Source organism: Affinundibacterium macrobrachii, from assembly GCF_014652415.1.
In the GTDB taxonomy this organism is placed as follows: Bacteria; Pseudomonadota; Gammaproteobacteria; order Burkholderiales; family Burkholderiaceae_D; genus Undibacterium; species Undibacterium macrobrachii.
On record NZ_BMYT01000007.1, the window covers coordinates 24,374 to 44,090 of the forward strand.

The 19,717-nt window shown below is 46.7% G+C and carries 15 protein-coding genes; 11 read left to right on the forward strand and 4 right to left on the reverse strand.

Annotation, left to right across the window (positions count from 1 at the left end; translation table 11 throughout):
• Window positions 1-59: 59 nt before the first annotated feature.
• Window positions 60-1,316, reverse strand: a complete 1,257-nt coding sequence (gene lysA, locus IE103_RS16365; RefSeq protein ID WP_189347222.1) for a diaminopimelate decarboxylase — start codon at window positions 1,314-1,316, stop codon at window positions 60-62.
• Window positions 1,317-1,445: 129 nt separating this feature from the next.
• Between lysA and IE103_RS16370 the strand changes: the two genes are divergently transcribed.
• The 10 genes from IE103_RS16370 (at window position 1,446) to pssA (ending at window position 12,837) form a co-directional block, all read left to right on the forward strand.
• Window positions 1,446-1,895 (forward strand): Lrp/AsnC family transcriptional regulator, encoded by a 450-nt coding sequence (locus tag IE103_RS16370; RefSeq protein ID WP_189347224.1) that lies wholly within the window; start codon window positions 1,446-1,448, stop codon window positions 1,893-1,895.
• A gap of 257 nt (window positions 1,896-2,152) precedes the next feature.
• Window positions 2,153-3,421: an efflux RND transporter periplasmic adaptor subunit gene (locus IE103_RS16375; RefSeq protein ID WP_189347226.1), complete on the forward strand. Its 1,269-nt coding sequence runs from the start codon at window positions 2,153-2,155 to the stop codon at window positions 3,419-3,421.
• Between the two features lie 87 nt (window positions 3,422-3,508).
• Entirely contained in the window at window positions 3,509-4,237 is a 729-nt protein-coding gene (locus IE103_RS16380) for an ABC transporter ATP-binding protein (RefSeq protein WP_189347228.1), read from the forward strand.
• A 15-nt stretch (window positions 4,238-4,252) separates the two neighbouring features.
• Window positions 4,253-5,566 carry an ABC transporter permease gene (locus IE103_RS16385; protein WP_189347230.1) on the forward strand — a complete coding sequence of 438 codons (1,314 nt, stop codon included), beginning with the start codon at window positions 4,253-4,255 and terminating at the stop codon, window positions 5,564-5,566.
• A gap of 17 nt (window positions 5,567-5,583) precedes the next feature.
• Window positions 5,584-6,831, forward strand: a complete 1,248-nt coding sequence (locus tag IE103_RS16390) for an ABC transporter permease (protein ID WP_189347231.1) — start codon at window positions 5,584-5,586, stop codon at window positions 6,829-6,831.
• A gap of 199 nt (window positions 6,832-7,030) precedes the next feature.
• Window positions 7,031-8,368, forward strand: coding sequence for a sigma-54-dependent transcriptional regulator (locus IE103_RS16395; protein WP_189347233.1), 1,338 nt, complete (start codon window positions 7,031-7,033; stop codon window positions 8,366-8,368).
• 137 nt (window positions 8,369-8,505) lie between these two features.
• A complete protein-coding gene (locus IE103_RS16400; RefSeq protein ID WP_189347235.1) occupies window positions 8,506-9,915 on the forward strand; it encodes a sensor histidine kinase in 1,410 nt (469 codons plus the stop codon).
• 163 nt (window positions 9,916-10,078) lie between these two features.
• A complete protein-coding gene (locus IE103_RS16405; RefSeq protein WP_189347236.1) occupies window positions 10,079-10,630 on the forward strand; it encodes a cob(I)yrinic acid a,c-diamide adenosyltransferase in 552 nt (183 codons plus the stop codon).
• 76 nt (window positions 10,631-10,706) lie between these two features.
• Window positions 10,707-11,285, forward strand: coding sequence for a DUF5946 family protein (locus IE103_RS16410; RefSeq protein WP_189347238.1), 579 nt, complete (start codon window positions 10,707-10,709; stop codon window positions 11,283-11,285).
• A 190-nt stretch (window positions 11,286-11,475) separates the two neighbouring features.
• Entirely contained in the window at window positions 11,476-12,837 is a 1,362-nt protein-coding gene (gene pssA / locus IE103_RS16415; protein WP_189347240.1) for a CDP-diacylglycerol--serine O-phosphatidyltransferase, read from the forward strand.
• 129 nt (window positions 12,838-12,966) lie between these two features.
• Here pssA and IE103_RS16420 read toward each other — a convergent pair whose 3' ends face one another.
• On the reverse strand, window positions 12,967-13,869 hold the full coding sequence (locus IE103_RS16420; RefSeq protein ID WP_189347242.1) for a dienelactone hydrolase family protein: 903 nt from the start codon (window positions 13,867-13,869) through the stop codon (window positions 12,967-12,969).
• 385 nt (window positions 13,870-14,254) lie between these two features.
• On the opposite strand from IE103_RS16420, the gene IE103_RS16425 reads away from it, so the two are divergent.
• Window positions 14,255-14,641, forward strand: coding sequence for a VOC family protein (locus tag IE103_RS16425; protein ID WP_189347244.1), 387 nt, complete (start codon window positions 14,255-14,257; stop codon window positions 14,639-14,641).
• A gap of 135 nt (window positions 14,642-14,776) precedes the next feature.
• Here the strand turns inward: IE103_RS16425 and IE103_RS16430 are convergent, their stop codons facing one another.
• Both IE103_RS16430 and IE103_RS16435 read right to left on the reverse strand, forming a co-directional pair.
• Window positions 14,777-16,687, reverse strand: a complete 1,911-nt coding sequence (locus IE103_RS16430; RefSeq protein WP_189347245.1) for a phytase — start codon at window positions 16,685-16,687, stop codon at window positions 14,777-14,779.
• 83 nt (window positions 16,688-16,770) lie between these two features.
• Window positions 16,771-19,362 carry a TonB-dependent receptor gene (locus IE103_RS16435; protein ID WP_189347248.1) on the reverse strand — a complete coding sequence of 864 codons (2,592 nt, stop codon included), beginning with the start codon at window positions 19,360-19,362 and terminating at the stop codon, window positions 16,771-16,773.
• Between the last annotated feature and the right edge of the window lie 355 nt (window positions 19,363-19,717).

Below are 19,717 nucleotides of genomic sequence, written 5' to 3' on the forward strand. Positions count from 1 at the left end.
ATGAGTCGCCTGCTACCGTTGATAACAAGGCGCTCATCCTCTTGCTGAGTCGCTTACGCTTATTTCACTTCTAAATCGACTTCCAAGTTGATCAATTCTTGTATCGTTTGTCGACGACGGATTAAACGCAGTTGGTCTGCATCAACCAGCACTTCAGGAATCAAAGGGCGCGAATTGTAGTTGGAGGACATGCTAGCGCCATAAGCTCCAGCATCATGGAAGACGATCAGATCACCCACGTCACAAGCAGGTAGATCTTGATGCGTAACGACACCGCCTTCTTCTTGCGTAAACACATCGCCGGATTCACATAAAGGACCCGCGACCACGCTTGGACGTAAGGGGCCAGAACGTAAACTACCGTCAGCCGTGTGTGCGCTGATGCGATGATAACTACCGTACATCGATGGGCGTACCAAGTCATTGAATCCTGCGTCGACGAAGATGAAATAGTTCTCGCCCACTTGTTTTTGTGCGCGCAGCTCAGAAATTAAAATACCTGATTGCGCGACTAAGAATCGGCCTGGCTCAATTTCCATACTAATTTTGTGTCCTAGATGGGCTTCGATTTGTTGACGTGCCGTGTTCCAGATTTCGAAATAGTGTGCGGTATCAACTTCTGGTTCGCCGACTTGGTAGGGAATCGATAAACCACCACCAATCGAAATCGCATGCAAATCGAGTGGACAAGCCTTGACTTGATGAATCATCGCATCACACACGCTTTGTAGGTGATCGTAATCGACACCTGAACCAATATGCATATGCAGACCAACTAACTGCAAACCATATTGTTGGATGAGCGCGTAGGCTTGCGGCAGCTCTTCATGCCAGATGCCATGTTTACTTTGCTCGCCACCAGTGTTGGTCTTGCGGCTATGACCATGTCCAAATCCAGGATTAATACGTATCCAAACTGGATGACCCGGCTTTGCTTGCCCGAGTTGTTCTAGCATTTGTGGTGAGCCACAATTGACAGGAATATTCAATTCGACGACCCGCTTGAGTGCTTGGCGATCAAGTAAATCGGCGGTGAAGACGATAGGTGCATGCGCCTGATTGGCGGCAGGATCAAAGCCTGCCACTAGAGCACGTTCCACCTCACCCAAAGAGACTGAATCAACAAGCACACCTTGCTCACGCATCAATCGCAAAATATGAATGTTGCTGCAGGATTTCTGCGCAAAACGAATCACATCGAACTGGCGTAGCTGCGCTATCTGTGCGCGTATCGTCGCCGCATCGTATGCCCAGCACGGGGTTTGGTAGTCTTGTGCGATTTGTTGAATTTGTTGCGCGGTGATTGCATTAGCCATGGCAATAATCCTGAATTTTTACATTTGAGAAGCAGTACTGTAGCGCGTACAATGGAGAAACGACATAGGGATTCAATGGAGAAAAGTCGCTTTCACCATGAAATCAACAGAAATTACTGGGTTTGGCTTATGAATCAAAAAATTGATCAATTTGATAAAAAAATCCTGCAACTTTTGCAAGAAGATGCACGTATGTCGCATGCAGAAATTGGGCGACAAGTCCACTTGAGTCAACCTGCTGTTTCTGAACGTATCAAACGTTTAGAGAGCAATCGGGTGATCCGTGCCTATCGCGCAGAAATCAATCCAAAAGCCTTGGGATATGACATCACCGCCATGATACGCGTCTCAACGCAACAAGGACGCCCTTACGCCGACTACGTTGCAAATTGCCCTGAGATTATCGATTGCTATACCGTTACCGGTGAAGATGGCGCGGTGATGCGCGTGTTGGCGACCGACGTCGATCACTTGCAGCGCATTATCAATGAGCTGAATGCCTTTGGTTCAACTTCAACAGCGATTGTTTTGACCACGCATGTGTCGGGTAAATCGATTGCGGTACCAAATGTAGATTAAGTTCGTATCTGTCGTCGGTACTCATCACCAGCCTCCAGCGTTTTCAACGCCCTCTATCAACAAATTTATCTAAACGTATTTGAAACGCACTTGTCCGCTGCTGTCCAGACATGAAAGTTTGGACAAGAACGGACACAGTTCAATAGAATTTGCTTCGATACAAAGTCTATATAAATCAAGCGCTTATTCATAAAAATGTGTGTGGCACGCTTTCTGCTAAAGAGTTAAACATTTGATTAACTCCCGGCAGGAATCACATGATTCGAGATACCTCAGGTCAAGACGCAATACTTGCAGCGCCTCCAGTTTGGCGTCGTAAAAAGATTTGGATACTTGGCTTATTCATAGTCAGTTTTTTGATCATCGGCTTCGCGCTTTTGCGTGCCTATGGTAATAGCTCAAAGTCGATTAACAGCGCCCGTATCAAAGTCGCGCAAGTTACACGCGGTACTTTGGTGCGCGATGTTGCTGTTAATGGTCGCATGGTCGCAGCGATCAGCCCAACTTTATATTCCACTGCCTCAAGCACCGTCACTTTAAAAGTGAAAGCGGGTGACATGGTGAAGAAGGGCGACATCGTGGCCGAACTAGAGTCGCCTGATTTGACTAGCTTACTCAAGCGTGAGCAAGCAATTTACGATCAACTTGAGGCGGAAGTTGCACGTCAAAAAATTCTCGCCCGCAAACAAAAATTGATTGCCCGCCGTGATGCCGATCAAGCCGAGATCGAACGGATCACTGCCGCGCGTACTTATGAACGTTTTGAAAAAGCTGGTCCATCCGGCGTGATTTCAAAGATTGATTACATGCGCGCACAAGACGCCTTAAAGACCGCAGAAATTCGCGCCAAACATGCTGAAGCCGCGACCCAGCTAGAGAATGAAGATGTTGACTTGAATCTCAAAACGCGGATGGCGCAGTTAGAGCAACAACGCCTATTACGCGACGATGCCAAGCGCAAAGTTGAAGAATTGAGATTGAAAGCACCGGTAGACGGCATGGTTGGTACCTTGTCAGTCGCTAACCGCAGTGTGGTCGCGGCGAATACTGCGCTGATGACCTTGGTCGATTTGTCGCAACTCGAAGTGGAATTGGAAATTCCTGAGACTTATGTCGCTGACTTGGGACTGGGAATGACAGCAGAGATCACCATCAATGGCGTCACGGCAAAAGGAAAGTTATCTGCCTTGTCACCAGAGGTAGTGAAGAACCAAGTGTTGGCACGAGTGCGTTTTGACGGTACCCAACCATCGGGTTTGCGCCAAAGCCAAAGGGTGTCGGCACGTTTGCTGATCGAAGAAAAACCAAATGTCTTAATGCTGGCGCGCGGTCCATTTGTTGAGAGTGAGGGCGGTCGTTTTGTCTACGTGGTTGAAAACAATGTCGCCTATCGTCGCCCATTCAAACTAGGAGCAACCAGCATCTCAGCAGTTGAAATAATGGATGGATTAAAACTCGGAGATAAGGTGGTTGTAGCAGGTACTGATCAGTTTGAAAATGCAGAAAAAATCTCGCTTAATAATTAGTTGAAACCAAATTCAAAAACAAAGAATCGCAGCAACGAATTAAATTAAATAATCGAAGTTAAGAACGAATTTGAAAAAGGAAATGCCATGTTGCACATGAAAAATCTGAGCAAAGTTTATCGCACCCATATGATAGAAACCCATGCCCTACGTGGCTTTGAGATTCACGTCAAGCAAGGTGAATTTGTGACGGTGACCGGGCCTTCGGGATCGGGTAAAACCACCTTCTTAAATATCGCAGGCTTACTAGAGAATTTTACGGGCGGCGAATATTTGTTAGACGGTGTCAATGTCACTGGCATGGATGACAATGCGCGCACCCGCTTGCGTAATGAGAAATTAGGCTTCATTTTCCAAGGTTTTAACTTGATTCCTGATTTAAACTTGTTTGATAACGTCGATGTCCCATTGCGGTATCGTGGTTTGCCAGCAAAAGAGCGTAAAGAACGGATCGAAGATGCCTTAGCACAAGTTGGCTTGGCTTCACGTATGAAACATTATCCCGCCGAGTTATCTGGTGGACAGCAACAGCGTGTCGCGATTGCACGCGCCTTGGCGGGTTCGCCACGCCTATTACTTGCCGATGAACCGACCGGTAATCTCGATACCCAAATGGCGCGCAGCGTGATGGAATTGTTAGAAGAAATTAATGCGCGTGGCACGACGATTTTGATGGTCACGCATGATCCAGAGTTAGCGCTGCGTTCACAACGTAATGTGCATATTATTGATGGACAAGTGTCCGATCTGGTGCGCAAAACACCTAGCCTCGTGGTCGAACATGACAATGTTAAGACCAATTTGCATATCGCATAAAAGGGCAGAGCTATTATGTTCACTTACTATTTTTTTCTCGGTTTGCGTAGTTTGAAACGCAATCCTGCACTGACTGCTTTAATGGTGTTGACGCTCGCAATTGGCGTTGCTGCAAGTGTTTCAACACTCACTATTTTGCATGTGATGTCGGGTGATCCGATTCCACAAAAGAGTGATCGGCTATTTACTGCGATTCTCGATCCGGGGCCAAAGGAAGGTTACACACCGGGTGATGAACCAAATGACCATCAATTTACCTACAAAGACATAAGTAATCTTCTCGAAAGCAAGCAGGGTGTTCGTCGTGCTGCGATGTATGGAATTGAGGCAACGGCAGAGCCAGCACGTAAAGATCTAGGTGCTATCTCGATGGAAGGCTTAGCGGTAACCGCAGATACATTTGCCATGTTTGAGATTCCTTTTGTTGCAGGCCAGGGATGGCAAGATTCTGAAGATAAAAGTTCCGCTGATGTGGTAGTCCTGAGTAAGAAAATGGCAGAGAAGTTTTTTGGCAATTCGAATCCTGTTGGACAAAAACTTCGTCTGTTAAAAGGTGATTTTACGGTGATAGGGGTTAGTGATGATTGGGCACCCAAACCTAAATTTTATATATTTAATGGACGTGAAGCTGCGTTTGTAGAAGAGCCTGATTTCATGCTGCCTTTGAGTAACGCGATTCGTCGTGAAACTGCACACGCCGGTAGTATGGGGTGTACTGGCAGGCAAGATCCGGGTTGGGAAGGGAGATTAAATTCTGAATGTACTTGGTTCCATTTTTGGTTTGAACTGAAATCTTCAAGTCAACGCGCTGAATTACAGAACTATTTGGACAGTTACGCAGCGGAGCAGTTTAAGTTAGGGCGCTTCCAACGTCAGGCGAAAAACCGCTTGTTTAACGTGCGTGAATTCTTGGTTGAAATGCAGGTGATAGGAGATGATAGTCGCTTATCGGCCTGGTTGGCATTCGGTTTTCTATTGCTTTGTTTGGTCAATACTGTTGGTTTGCTGTTGGCGAAGTTTTCCGTGCGCGCTTCAGAGGTCGGTGTCAGGCGCGCATTGGGGGCCTCACGCAAGGAGATATTTACGCAGTTTTTGATTGAGACCGCGGTGGTCGGTCTGGTGGGCGCATTATTAGGTGTACTACTTGCAGCAGGAGCTTTGCAACTGATTGCTTTGCAATCGAAGGCTTTGGCTGTAGTCGCACACATGGATTGGGAGATGCTAGGTCTGACTTTTTTCATGTCGGTCAGTGCGGCGATGATCGCTGGCCTGTTGCCCACTTGGCGTGCTTGTCAGGTGACACCAGCTATCCAACTTAAATCGCAATAAAAACGAGAGCAATAATCATGAAAACATTTTTTTCTCTACGTCCGATCTCCTCCGCATTAATGCGCAATAAATTGGGACCCGTGTTAGTCGCGTTACAGGTGGCGTTAAGTTTAGCGATACTTGTGAATGCGATTTATATCGTAAATCTACGGCTTGAAGTTGCAGCGCGTCCCAGCGGCATAGCAGACGAGCAGGAAGTATTTCGCGTGAATATCAGAAATCAGATCTTAGGTGGACATGAAGATCAGGTCGCTCTTCAAAAGCGCGAAGCAGAAACCATACGTGCGGTGCCAGGTGTGGTTTCAGTTGCTCGTGTCAACTCTATTCCTGTTTCACGTTCGGGAAGTAATACGTCATTGGCAGTGGATCGAAAACAAGATGTTCCTACGGCAGTAACAGGGATGTTTGTGTCCCCCGACTCTTTAGTAAAAGCTTGGAAATTACGTTTAATCGAAGGACAGGATTTTCAGGCTTCGGATTTTGGCGAAATCGACCCTAATGTGAGTCGTGACTTTGTGAAAAAAGTGATCGTCAGTAAAGCTTTGGCGCAAAAACTATTTCCAGGGCAGTCACGTTTTGTAGGAAGGGAGTTTTTCTTTGGTACGGGCAGCAATGCCAATGCAGTAACAATTATTGGTGTAGTTGAAACCCTACAAACTTCTGGGGCACAAGCAACACAAAATGGTGAGTTTGCCACACTTCTCCCAGCCCGAATCACTGGTCAGATTTGGGATGGCTACTCCGTGCGTGCGGAATCGGGACAGCGTGATCGAGTGATGAAAGAGGTCGAAGAAGCCTTGCGTAAAGCTTCGGCGACTCCGGTTTATGTGAAAGCGTCGAGTATGGAAAAATTTCGCGATGATCGTTATCGTAGTGAAAAAGGTTTGGCGTGGATGTTGCTCGCAGTAAGCTCGTTATTGGTAGTGGTGACTGCCAGCGGCATCGTCGGTATGAGCACCTTATGGGTAGCACAGCGTCGCAAACAGATCGGTATTCGTCGGGCCCTAGGTGCGCGCCGTATCGATATACTGACTTATTTTATCGCAGAAAATTGGTTGATTACGACGGGCGGTATTGTGTTTGGTATTGCGTTAGCAATTGGCTTGAATCAGGTATTGGTGGGACAATTCGAGTTGCCGAAACTACCAGTATCTTACCTAGTTCTGTCACCGTTAGTATTTTGGATATTGGGTGTAATTGCGGTGTACGCACCTGCTTGGCGAGCCGCAAGTATTTCTCCAGCGACAGCGACCCGTGGGGTATAGTGTTTCATTAAGTTTGATGATACAAAACACTATATTTCTACTTGATATTGTTGAACTCGTAGGGCGGATGAGACCTGCGTCGATGAAGTACATTGATGCTTATCAGCGCAGATTTCACCCGCTTTACATATTGGACATGTAACTTAAAAGTGCGTAAGTGAAATGGCCAGGTTTTTAATCCTTTTTTGACGTGAATCTCATGCCTACCGTTCTGATTATCGACGACAACCCTAGTATCGCTATTGCCTTAGATGTTTTACTGTCTTTGCACGATATTCGAAGCATACAAGTGCAGTCGCCAGAACAGGGCCTCGCTGTATTGCAAAAGCAAGCGGTTGATTTGGTGATTCAGGATATGAATTTTACGCAGGACACTACTTCGGGCGAAGAGGGTATTACTTTGTTCAAACAAATTCGTGCTGCACATCCTGATTTGCCAGTCATACTGTTAACTGCGTGGACGCACTTAGATGCTGCGGTTGATCTGATTAAGGCGGGCGCAGCGGACTATTTGGCGAAGCCTTGGAGTGATCAAAAGTTGATCGCTACTGTGAAAAACTTGATTGAGCTTGGGCAAAGTAATCGTAGTTTGCAGCATAAGATACAGAAAGAGCGTAAGCACAAACGTGAGTTAGAAACGCAGTACGATTTGCGCGATTATGTTTGGGCTGATGCTGCGACAGAGAGTGTGTTACGCATCGCTTGCCAAGTGGCGAAATCGGATGTGTCGGTATTGATCACAGGACCTAATGGTGCGGGTAAAGAGCGCATCGCTGAAATTATTCAAGCAAATTCAAAGGTAAAAGATGGCCCTTTTGTTGTCTTGAATTGTGGTGCGATTCCTTCCGAACTGATTGAAGCGGAGCTGTTCGGTGCGGAGGCAGGAGCTTATACCGGCGCTAGTAAAGCGCGTGAAGGAAAGTTCGAAGCTGCTGATGGCGGCACTTTATTTCTTGATGAAATTGGTAATTTGCCGCTTGCAGGCCAGGTTAAGTTATTGCGTGTGTTAGAGACTGGTCGTTTTGAACGCTTGGGTTCGAATCGAGAACGACAAGTCAAAGTACGGGTTTTGAGTGCGACCAATGCGGATTTGCCAGCGATGATACGCACTGGACAGTTTCGCGAAGACTTGTTTTATCGTTTAAACGTTATCCAGTTAAATTTGCCAGCCTTGGCGGATCGCCCAGACGATATTTTGCCAATTGCAAATCAATTTCTTGAAGCGGGAAAGACTTTGAGTACCGCTGCGCAGTCGAGTTTGCTTGCGCATCCGTGGCCAGGTAATGTACGTGAGTTGAAAAACGTGATGCAAAGAGCGTGTCTGTTAGCGAGTGGTGACGAAATACAGGTACAGGATTTAGGTCTGCCTGCGGCAAGTTTTGTGTCACCCGCAAACGATGTGGAACCAGATCGTGAAGCGATAGAAGCCGCTCTGAGCAAAGCAAAAGGTGTGGTGGCACAAGCTGCCGCCGAGTTAGGCTTAAGTCGGCAAGCGCTTTATCGTCGTATGGAACGATTGCAGATTTCTCGCCCCTGATTCCTTGCCGCTAATAATTCTGATTTGTTAGCGCTCAGTATTGTGCTGAAGAATATGTTCACTCTGTAAGCGCGGCTGTTTAGTTGAGTAATCGCAGATGACAGCGCATAATTTGCTTTCTTTTTTGCCCTCATCAAATGAATTTACCGCCATTCAATAAAACGGCTACGCAAACCAAATCTGCGCCAACCAGCCTTGTGCGTGGCTGGCGTTTTTCTTTGGCCGCACGTTTATCGGTCTTAGTGATTGCGATTGGTGTTGCTAGCACAGGTTTGGTGCTGGGCTTGATCACGATGTTTCCAAACGATATTAGCTTAGTCGTTGGGATTTGTTTGTTGCTACTGATCCCGGTGTCGATAAGTCTGGTACGAGCGCAATTGCGTCCTATGTTAGCTCTATTTCGTGCAATGAGTGGCACCGTGATTAGCTATCAAGATCGTGACTTCTCGTTTGGTCTGCATTGGCAGCGGAATGATGAGCTAGCTGATTTGGTTGATGCACACAATGAACTTGGCAGCGTGCTGCGTGAGCAACGATTGGATTTGGTGCAGCGAGAATTATTATTAGACAGCATGTTGCAAAATACGCCGGTTGCGATGGTTTTGTTGGGGCAACGAGGACATATCGTTTTCGGAAATATTACGGCGCGACAATTGCTTAATCAAGGCAAGAAATTAGAGGGAAATAGTCTAGAAACGATACTACAACAAGTATCGCCATCCTTGCGTGAGGCGATGGCACAGGGCGGTGATGGATTATTTACGGTCAGCGCGCAGACCGATGCACAAGGCGCGGCCTTGCGTACGGACGCCGAAGAAGATGAAATTTATCATCTATCACGACGTCATTTTATTTTGAACGGTATTGAGCACGAGCTACTTTTAATTCGTCACTTAACGGTAGAGCTGCGTCGGCAAGAAGTGCAAACTTGGAAGAAAGTTATTCGTGTTATTAGTCACGAGTTAAATAATTCTTTAGCACCGGTCGCATCACTTGCTAATTCCGCTGGGGCTTTGATTGAACGTGGTCAGTATGAACGTTTGCCGCAGATTATGAAGACGATAGAGGAGCGCGCCCAGCACTTGGAGAGTTTTATTCATGGCTATGCACGTTTCGCTAAATTGCCAACGCCACGATTAGAAAGCGCGTATTGGCCTGAGTTTATACAGCGTTTGCAATCGCAACTACCGTTTCGCGTGGTAGGCGAGTTACCGCAGATGATTGCGCATTTTGATCACGCGCAGCTTGAACAAGCCTTACTTAATTTGTTAAAGAATGCGATCGAATCAGGATCGCCTGCCGACGGTGTGACGCTAGAAATAAAGAGCATCGTTGACGGTGTCCGTATCGAAGTTGGTGATCGAGGTGTAGGGATGAGCGATACGGTGATGTCAAATGCCTTAGTGCCTTTTTACTCGACCAAACGTAACGGCACTGGTTTGGGACTCGCGCTAGCGAGAGAAATCATCGAAGCGCATGGCGGGCGCATTAGTCTAAATAATCGTGAAGGCGGCGGTTTAGCGGTTAGTCTAATTTTGCCGCATTGAACACATTTTACGCTGTTAGCACTGAATGCTTGCGTCCGACGGACCAAGCTAATGAATCTACAAATCTATTGCTTAAAATACCCCGAAGCGAATAAGGGGCATGCACGCGCAATTAGAAAATTCGCGTATCCTTGCAGTTTCTTTGATCTCTTGAATAAAAATTATGGGAAACAGACTTTCAAAAATCGCGACGCGAACTGGTGATGCTGGTACAACTGGTTTAGGTGACGGCAGCCGTATTGATAAGGATGCATTGCGTGTACATGCAATGGGCGACGTGGATGAATTAAATTCTCACATCGGCGCTTTGATTTGTGAAGACATTCCCGAGACGATGAAGCAAGAATTATTTTCGATTCAACATGATCTGTTTGATATGGGTGGCGAGCTGTGTATTCCTGGCTACACCATGATTACCGAGACCCAGGTGTTGCGCTTGGATTCCTTGCTTGCTAAATACAATGCCGATTTGCCACCACTAAAGGATTTTATTTTGCCAGGTGGTTCGCGTGCGGCCTCGATAGCGCATGTTTGCCGTACCGTTTGTCGCCGCGCAGAACGTGCGATTGTCAGTGTTGGCAAAGCTGAGCAGATCAATGAAGCACCGCGTCAATATATGAACCGTTTATCGGATTTGTTGTTTGTCCTATCACGCGTGTTAAATCGCTATGCTGGCGGCAACGATATCTTGTGGGAAAAAGAGCGTCAACGCTAGTTTAATTTTGCTGCCTGTTTTATGATGACCATGTAATTCTGATGCACATCGTAGTAATGCTAAGTGGAGGTCAATCATGCCAAAATGGTTAGAGCAGGCAGCTAAAAATGACTTAGAAATCTTGGAAGATGGTCAGTGCCAACTATGTGGCTCGGACACTTTGCACGGCATTACCGAATGTGTTGCGACTGCCGGAAAAATCACGCATAAGATTAGCCAAGAAAAAGGCATACAACACATGACAATTTTTTTGTGTGTTGATGCGCACGCCTTGCAACACACCTTAATCCACGGTCGTTGGAATAATCACTTTCACCTTACTCGCTTGCATCTGATACTACGTCATCAAGTTCAATGGACTTATGATTTGACTACGGTATTAAATGAAGTCTTAGACGCGTATAAATTGAAGCACGCTGACGAACGTATTATCGATCCAGATCAAGCGCATCGTTCGACAATTACCGTGATTGACGTTGATGCCAGTCATGACGAAGATGAGTATGTGCGTTTAGTATGGCAGTGGGCTGAGCAAGTTTATACTTCTTTTGCTGATAGCCACCCAATCGCTCAAAGTCTGGCTGAATTGTTTTTGCAGAAATGTGAAGCTATAAGTAAGGACAGTCAGCAAACTGTGGATGAAGAAAGTGAATAAAGTGCGCACAAAGATGATGCGGCGTTCTTTGTCGATTTTACCGTGCTTATTTATCTGGTGTCTGTTATCAAACTAGTGAGTTAACGAATTAGCGAGTTAACCCAGTTGAATTGTCGTTCCTCTTTGGATTTGTCGCCGTCTCAAATTCTTAATTTAATTCTCATCCTCATTCTCTTAAGTATTGGTATTCATGCGTTTTTTTAAACCACGTAGTTCCTTTCTTGATCTGCCTGCGGTAAATTTAACTGCGCAGGCGATTCAAATTCTTCATACAGCAGCCGAATTTAAGTCTTGTTTGCTACAGCAGATTGCCGAAGCAAAGTCGCATATCTATTTATGTAGTCTGTATTTGCAACATGATGAGGCGGGGCAGCAAATAATCGATGCCTTATATGCGGCTAAACAAGCCAATCCCGCATTAGAGATTGTGGTGTTTGTGGATTGGCATCGTGCACAGCGCGGTTTAATTGGCGAGCAAAAAATCCCAGGAAAAGTTGCTGGTAATGCCGCTTGGTATCAAGCGCAAAGCGCATTGCATGATGCAGCTATTCCGGTTTTTGGCGTGCCGATTCAAACCCGTGAGTTGTTTGGTGTATTGCACTTGAAAGGCTACGTCATTGATGATTGCGTGATCTATAGCGGCGCCAGTATCAATAATGTGTATTTGCAGCAGTTCGATAAATATCGGTATGATCGCTATTGGGTGATTCAACAAGCCAGCCTCGCACAAAGTATGTTGGCGTGGATGCGTCGATATTTTCTAGAGACTGGTGCGGTACATCGCTTAGATCAAACGAGCTTGCCTGCAACACGTGAGATCGGTTCTGAGATTCGACAATTGCGCGAGCAATTGAAATCGGCAGTTTATGAATTGCCGAGTAGGCTTACAGTCGGTACAGCACAACAACTCACGGTAACTAACTTAGTTGGGCTTGGTAAGAACAATTTTCTGAATCGTCAGATTTGTAATTTACTGGCAGCAGCAAAATCTGAGATTTGTATATGTACTCCCTACTTTAACTTCCCAATTGCTATCACGCGCGAGGTCAATCGTGCGCTGAAACGTGGTGTCAAAGTGCGCATTATTGTTGCTGATAAAACAGCCAATGATTTCTATATCCCGCCTGAGCAAGCATATAAGGCGATTGGCTGTCTGCCGTATTTGTATGAGATGAACTTGCGTCGATTCGCTAAAAAGCATCAAGCGGATGTAGATGCGAATCGCTTGCAGATACTTTTGTGGAAAGACGGTGAAAATACCTATCACCTAAAAGGCTTATGGATTGATGCGCTATACACTTTGGTGACGGGGAATAATCTCAATCCCCGTGCGTTCCGATTAGATTTGGAAAATGCATTGTTGTTTACCGATCCGCAAGCAGAACTACTGCCACAACGCGAAGCGGAAATGACAAGCATCATGCGACATACGAGTCCGGTACAACATTATCGTGACTTAGAGAAGTTGGCTGATTATCCACCGAAAGTCCGCCAACTATTAGCACGGCTAAGTCGGGTGCGTTTAGATCGATTGGCTTACCGCGTTTTATAGCAGTAAGGGCTTATGACGCGAATGTTCAAAATGGAAGCGGTCTTCATTACGATGACTTCACTGCGGCTGTAGCGCTACCTATGCGCCACAGCCGAGTTTGCGGCACTATTCAATAAACTGAATTCAGCATTAATTACGTAAAGTGCGATTAAATAATTCTAAGGTTCTCGACCACGCCAAGCTTGCGGCTGCTTGATCGTAGCGCGGCGTCGTGTCGTTGTTAAAGCCATGCTCTACACCTTCATAGACAAAGCCTTGGTATTTGATGCCAGCCGCTTTCAAGGCTTCTTCATGTTTAGGCCAGCCTGCTACCAAACGCGTGTCTTTGCTAGCGTGATGAACCAAGATCTCGGCTTTGATATTTGGTACGGCTTCTAAAGCGGGTGCGCCGCCATAGAAGGGTACTGCCGCCGCCAGTTCAGGAATCTTAGTCGCTAGGAAGTTGGCGATCGCACCTCCGTAACAAAAACCAACGACACCCACTTTACCGTTGCCACCTGCAATGGTTTTTAAGATGCCAGTAGCAGTGATGAAGTCTTCTCGCGTTTTTGCTTGATCTAGTTTCGGGAATAACTCGCGTGCTTTATCTTCGCTGCCTGGATAGCCACCGAGTGGGAACAGGGCATCCGGTGCGAAAGCGATAAAATTTTCTAAGGCGAGACGACGTGCAACATCTTCGATATGCGGGTTCAAACCGCGATTTTCATGTACCACCAACACCGTTGGTAAAGGGCCTTTCGCATTCGCAGGTTTGACTAAATAGCCACGCAAAGTACCGTAACCGTTCGGTGATGGATATTCAACATAGGTTGCAAGCAAACGTGCATCATCGGGACTTATTTGCTGTGCCATTGCGAAGTTGGGGCTTAATGCAAGCAACAATCCTTCGGCGGTCATCGCGCCCGCTGCATACTTACCAGCGGAACTTAAAAAGCCGCGACGACTAATTCCACCATGCACGTATTGATCAAATAGTTTTAAAACTTCTGGGTGAAAATCTTTGGCACTTTGTTGTGGAAATTTTTGTGACATTCTTACTCTCCTAGCCGTTGTTGGGATTGTACGCATGAGTTGTTGAAAGCGATGATTTGCTTACGCACATTACGATACACATAAACGAAAGACTTTGCATGGAAGCCCGTCGTCAATCCAGTGGAGAGATTTCTGAGTAAAGGCACGCAATCGGTTTGCTATGAGGGTCTAGAGCCTTGACTGTCGTCTTTGAGCGGCTAATTGGTACACTACCTGATCGACTCTTTACTTGCCTTCTCAGTGTCTTTTATGGCACATTTGCTTTGCAATTTTTCTTTTTTTAGATATATGGGTTTGAGGCATTGCAGATGTCCTCGTTGGACCCTGATGTTTCCTCCGCTGTTCCTTAGCCGCATTCACTGTTAAATAGAATAGGAGCTTTACCATGAAAAATAATCCAGTCGGTTGGTTCGAGATTTACGTTCAGGACATGCCACGTGCAAAACGCTTTTATGAAGCCGTATTTCAAACTGAATTGACGCCCCTTCCTAATCCTGATCCCGAGGGCTTTGCTGAGATGGAAATGTTGACATTTCCGATGTCGATGGAAGATTACGGTGCATCCGGTGCTTTGGTGAAAATGCCTGATTGCCCATCGGGTGGTAGCACATTAGTCTACTTTTCGTGCGACGATTGTGCAGTCGAAGCCGAGCGAGCTGCTCAAAATGGAGGAACGATATTTAAAGGCAAGATGGCGATCGGTGAGCATGGATTTATTGCTATGGTGGTGGATACCGAAGGTAATATGATAGGTCTGCATTCTATGCAATGAGGTCGCGAAGCTAAGCACCTCCTTCGACCTTTTGCCTGATTCGCATGCTGTCGAGCATCGCTAGGTTTGCATGATCAGCGAAAGAGATTTTTTGCCCCCGAACTTGAGCGGGGGCAAAGTACAGCGAAAGACGAATTAGTCCACAAGTTTAAGTGCCAAGGCAATTTGTTGCCAGTCTATGTATTTGAAGTTTTGCGCTCCATCTGGCAGGTGCTTATGACCATCTTGTACGATCATAATGCCCTTGTTATATCCCGCACCGAAGCTGGCTGAACTGACTTCTAGTCCATCCGTCTCGGAACTGCCATCGATGCCTTTTGCAAGGTTCAAGCCGATACGAAATTTACCTCGATAAGAATACGGTGCTTGTGCGTCATAGATCACATAACTATTATCACCTTGGCTGGATACGACAAGATAAGTTTCTTGCTGACCGTGATACAGAGCCAGACCTTCGACATCCGCATGCAAATGTTGTCCGACTTTGGCGATTAGTTTCAGTGGGCTAGCTTGCGCCGCGTCTGCATTGGTCAACCATACACCACGCTTTTCTTCACCGATAAACAGACGCGCAGTTTTGTCGTCCACGACGCAGCCTTCAGGTTGCGTCGCAAGTTTCAATTGACGTAGTTGTGTGCCTTGGTATTTGCCGTTCTTTCTCTCGATGCGCCAGTGTTGGACTACACCGTCTTTATCGTTCACAAAAGCTTCGAGACCGCCGCGGCTAGGCTGATATAAACAAGTGCCATAAATATTTTTTAATCCCGTCGCAATGCGGCCAGCTTCTCGCAATGTGCCATTGCCATCGATGTCAAAGAGAACCAAGCTGTAGTCGTCGCGTTGGGTGGCGATGGCGATATCACTGACACCATCTTGCCACTGGATTTGTTGACGCACATCGACGTTGTTCAGACGACCGACTTCCAATAGTTGGGTTTGCTTCCCCTGCATATCATAGACTAGCAATCCCTGTTTTTTATTCGTGCCAAGAATGCGGCTGAGTTGGCTATCTGTTGGATGACGCCAGATTGCAGGATCATCCGCTGCGTCGCCGAGGCGACTCATTTCCTCGGTTTGTACTTGTGGAATCAATACAGGAATCGACTCCTGCGGAGCGTCTTTTTTGCGCGGCAAGCTAGCTATCTGCATCCAAGCTTTTTTGCTGTCATCGCGTAGGTAGAAGTTTGTTTTGTTGTCTGTATCAAGCGTGCGCAAGGAGCCTGTTTGTTGCGGCCACGCTGCATTTGTTTTCTTGGAAAATTGCTTTGTAATTTTCCAATCTTGTTTTGTAGCTGTAGACAAGAAAATGTTCTTTCCAGCTTCATCCAAGACGGCGACTCCACCTGAAAAGACATGCATCGCATGAGCCCCTTGCTGCAGTCGACCATAAGGCTGGCGCAATTGTACGGCTTGGCGTGTGCCGCTGTTTTCGGATTGTGCGGAGTAAGCCCAGACACCAAAATCTTCTTCGTTAACGTACAAAGTTTCCGTTTGATCGTCGACCTCACAGGATTTGGCATTCGCTGGGAGTGCTAGATTACGGACTAAACGCGGCTGATCGCCTTCTAGTATCCACTGTTGTGCATGCCCACTTTTTGCAATCAAGAATAGGTGCATGAGTTGCTGTTGATCGCGATACAGGCAGTTTGCATCGAGCGCAGTGGTGGCTGCGGGTAGCTTGGTTTGTAATTGAAATTGCCCTTGTTGAATTCGAATCGGCAAGGCATTTTGTGTATCGCTATCGATCAAAACGGCTAAAGCGTGATCAGCATTCTCACGTACATCAAACTGTTTGGCACGCACTTTCATGGCAGTGCGCTCCACACCCGATGGAGATACTAAGCGTAAGGCTTTTTTGTCTAGGATTAACCAATCACCGTTGTTGAGTGGTCGAAAATCGACAGAGGATTTAACAAAATCTGGTAGCTGTTTTGGCTGTGGGTTTGGGTTTGCACTTACGATGCTGCTAGTCAGAACTAGTCCGAACAACACACTGACTTGCATAGCGCGCAGCCATTTTGTTTGAGAAGAATTTAAATTTTGCATAGATATACTTTAATCAGTAATAGTGTTGATGGCCTATTCCAGATTCACCTGCGAATAGGCCAAGGCTCATTTACGAAAGCCGTTTAGAAATTGATCTTCAAACTCGCCTTGTAGGTGCGACCATATTGTTCATATTGTGCGTTGAGTGACTTATTCCCCAAATACACATAGTAGATTTCATTGTTCAAATTGTTCGCTTCAAACACGACTTGATAGCGACGATTGATTTGGTAAGACAAGGAAAAATCGAGTTGCTTTTGTGTGTCAACCATTCGATCCTGATCGGCTGCCAAGATGTCTGATCCGACTTCTAACAAATACGGCGATTTATAGTTGAGAGCCAAGCGTGTACTGATCGCGCCATCTTCGTAACCCAACATCAGATTGCCAACGCGGTCCGATTGGCCTGGCAATTGTATGCTACGAGTTTTGTAGCTATTGCTGGCTTTGTCGAAACGTCTAATGCTGGCGTCGGACTTACTCAAGCTCAGGTTAGCAGAGAAAATCAAATGATTGAACGGTGCCGGTAACATGCGTAAAGATTGGCTATAGCCGAGTTCGATACCCTGAACTTTGGCTTTGTCACCGTTGGCATAACTGATCGCTGTGGTGTAGCCAGTCCACGGTGCCGTGCCCGCTAGATTGGTGGTGTAAGTGAAGTTCTTGATATCTTTATGAAATAGATAGGCCGATACACTGCCATCGTCTTGCGAGCGACGTTCGATACCAAAGTCGAGGTTGCTCGCTTTCATAGGATTGAGCAATGGATTGCCAATTTGTGCTTCGGTACTACTGATTAAATTAACGCCTGGTGCCAATTGGCTAAAATTGGCACGAACCACGGCATTTGTCCACGCAGCACGCAAGCTGGTTTTAGCATCGACGTCGTAACGGCCTTGTAGTGTCGGCAACCAATTATTGTAGGAGCGCGAACTTTGGTTTGGTGTGCTGACGCCAGCAACAATTTTATTTCCCGAAGCGTCGAATTTCGTTTGTTCCAAACGCGTGCCCAACAAGAAGCTCATATTTTCAAAATGAAAACCGTTTTGGATATAGGCTGCGTCGATGTTTTCATCCATAGAGAAATCATTGATCGCGGACTCGACAGTCGAGCGAGCTGCGGCGCGATTAGCACCCGCGACGCGGGCACGTAATGCCACAGGGTCTAATCTTGAGCCTATGCGTCCTAGCGGATAATCGACTTCTTGCCCAACAAAAGACGACATCGAAGTTGCACCCGCACCCCAGTAATTCGCTGCGCTTGTACTGCTACTAAATGCGAATTGATCTGTGTCATTTTTCTTATTGCGCTGACTGGTTTTGAGACCGAATTTTAATTTTGCATCCCAATCGCCGAGATCGAAAGTTTTGCCGAGATCAACGCGTGCATGGTGTTCTTTGTCATCAGAAAAACGAGTCTGAAAGGTCAAGGCATTCAAGGCGAATTTGCTAGGGTCGTAGGCGCTGGCTGGCGCATTGAGTTTCGGTAAATTGGTTTGCGTGAAACTGATGTCATTGAAGTTGGATGTGCCACGGAAGCGTGCATCGTTTAAGGCATCTGGCGTGTCGTCAGATGCCGTGCTTTGCGCAATATTCGCTTCAAGCTTCCAACCTTGAACATGCTGTTCAGTGCCTAATGAGAATGAGTTAATTCCTTGCGTGTACTTGCGTTGACGCAGACGCCGTTCTAATCGTGCGGTGGCAGGCACACCTTCAGTTAAGGCACCGCCGCTGACATTACTCACGGTCAGGCGATCACGTATTTCGTCGTCGCTAAATTTGCTTACAAAACTACGCATGAAATAGCTGCTTTCCGCATTTGGCCGCCAATCTAAATTGAGCGCCAGTGCTTGACGTTCACGCACTGGCAAATAGTCGCGCAATTCGAGGCCAGACAAACGACCATTGCTCCATGCGCCGCCAGTCTCCAAATTATCGGAACCGAATTCACGCTTTTCCATACTTAAACCTGCGGCAATACCAAACTTGCCATCAAGCAGACGATCGGCAAATAAGAGCCCGACGTTTGGACTAGTTTTTTTGATGTTTTCGTCATAGCTGACACCCGCATTCAATGACATCACTTGTTTTGGTAAGTCGAAGCCAGTGAGTGCTTTCACCTCGACCGTGGCACCGAGTGAATTGGCATCCATATCTGGACGCAATGTTTTGATGACTTCGAGTGTGCGGATGATGCCGGAAGGCAGCACGTCGAGTGCGACTGCGCGGCGGCTTGCTTCTGGTGAAGGGACTAGAGCACCATTGATGGTGATGGCATTTAGATCAGGACCTAAGCCACGCACGGTGATATAGCGTCCTTCACCTTGATCGCGTTGCACTGAGACGCCAGGTAAGCGCGCTAATGCTTCCGCTGCGTTCTTGTCTGGTAATGCACCGATGTCGTCGCTGCTAATGACGCTGACGATGTTGTCGGCTTTTTCTTGTATTTCTAACGCTTTACGCATACTGGCACGTTGACCAGTGATTGTCACACTTTGCGGTTCGAGGGCGATACTGCCACCCATAGTCGTTTGTGTTTGTGTCTGTGCTTGCGCTTGCATCATGCATAAGACGCCAAACGTGATGGCGCTGAGTTTGCACAAATTGACTGCGTTAGAAGTGGCCTTCACGTTATGAAGTTGCGTGTTGCGAGCTTGGTGCGTTGTGTGTGTCATGATGTATCGGGCTGGGTTGACGATGGAAAAGCCCGCAGTCTAGAAGTCAAATATGTCAGTCGCGTTACAGAGATTTTGGGCTGCTCTCAGAGCGGCTCGTTTTGCTATCTTTATTGAGTAATTGATGCAGGTGATGAGCTTAAATGACCGCACGGCACGATACATGTGCATCTTGCACATTGCACGCGAACTCACTTTTCTAGGGATTAAGCGGTTCTACTAGACCCGGCATTCCCACACCTTATTATCTATCTAGCGAATGAAAACAAGCCGTGTAAATCCAGCCGTGCACACACGATTCTCAACTTTCTGTGAGCTGTTTGCACCTGTGTTGTTTTTCACATCTCGCATTTCC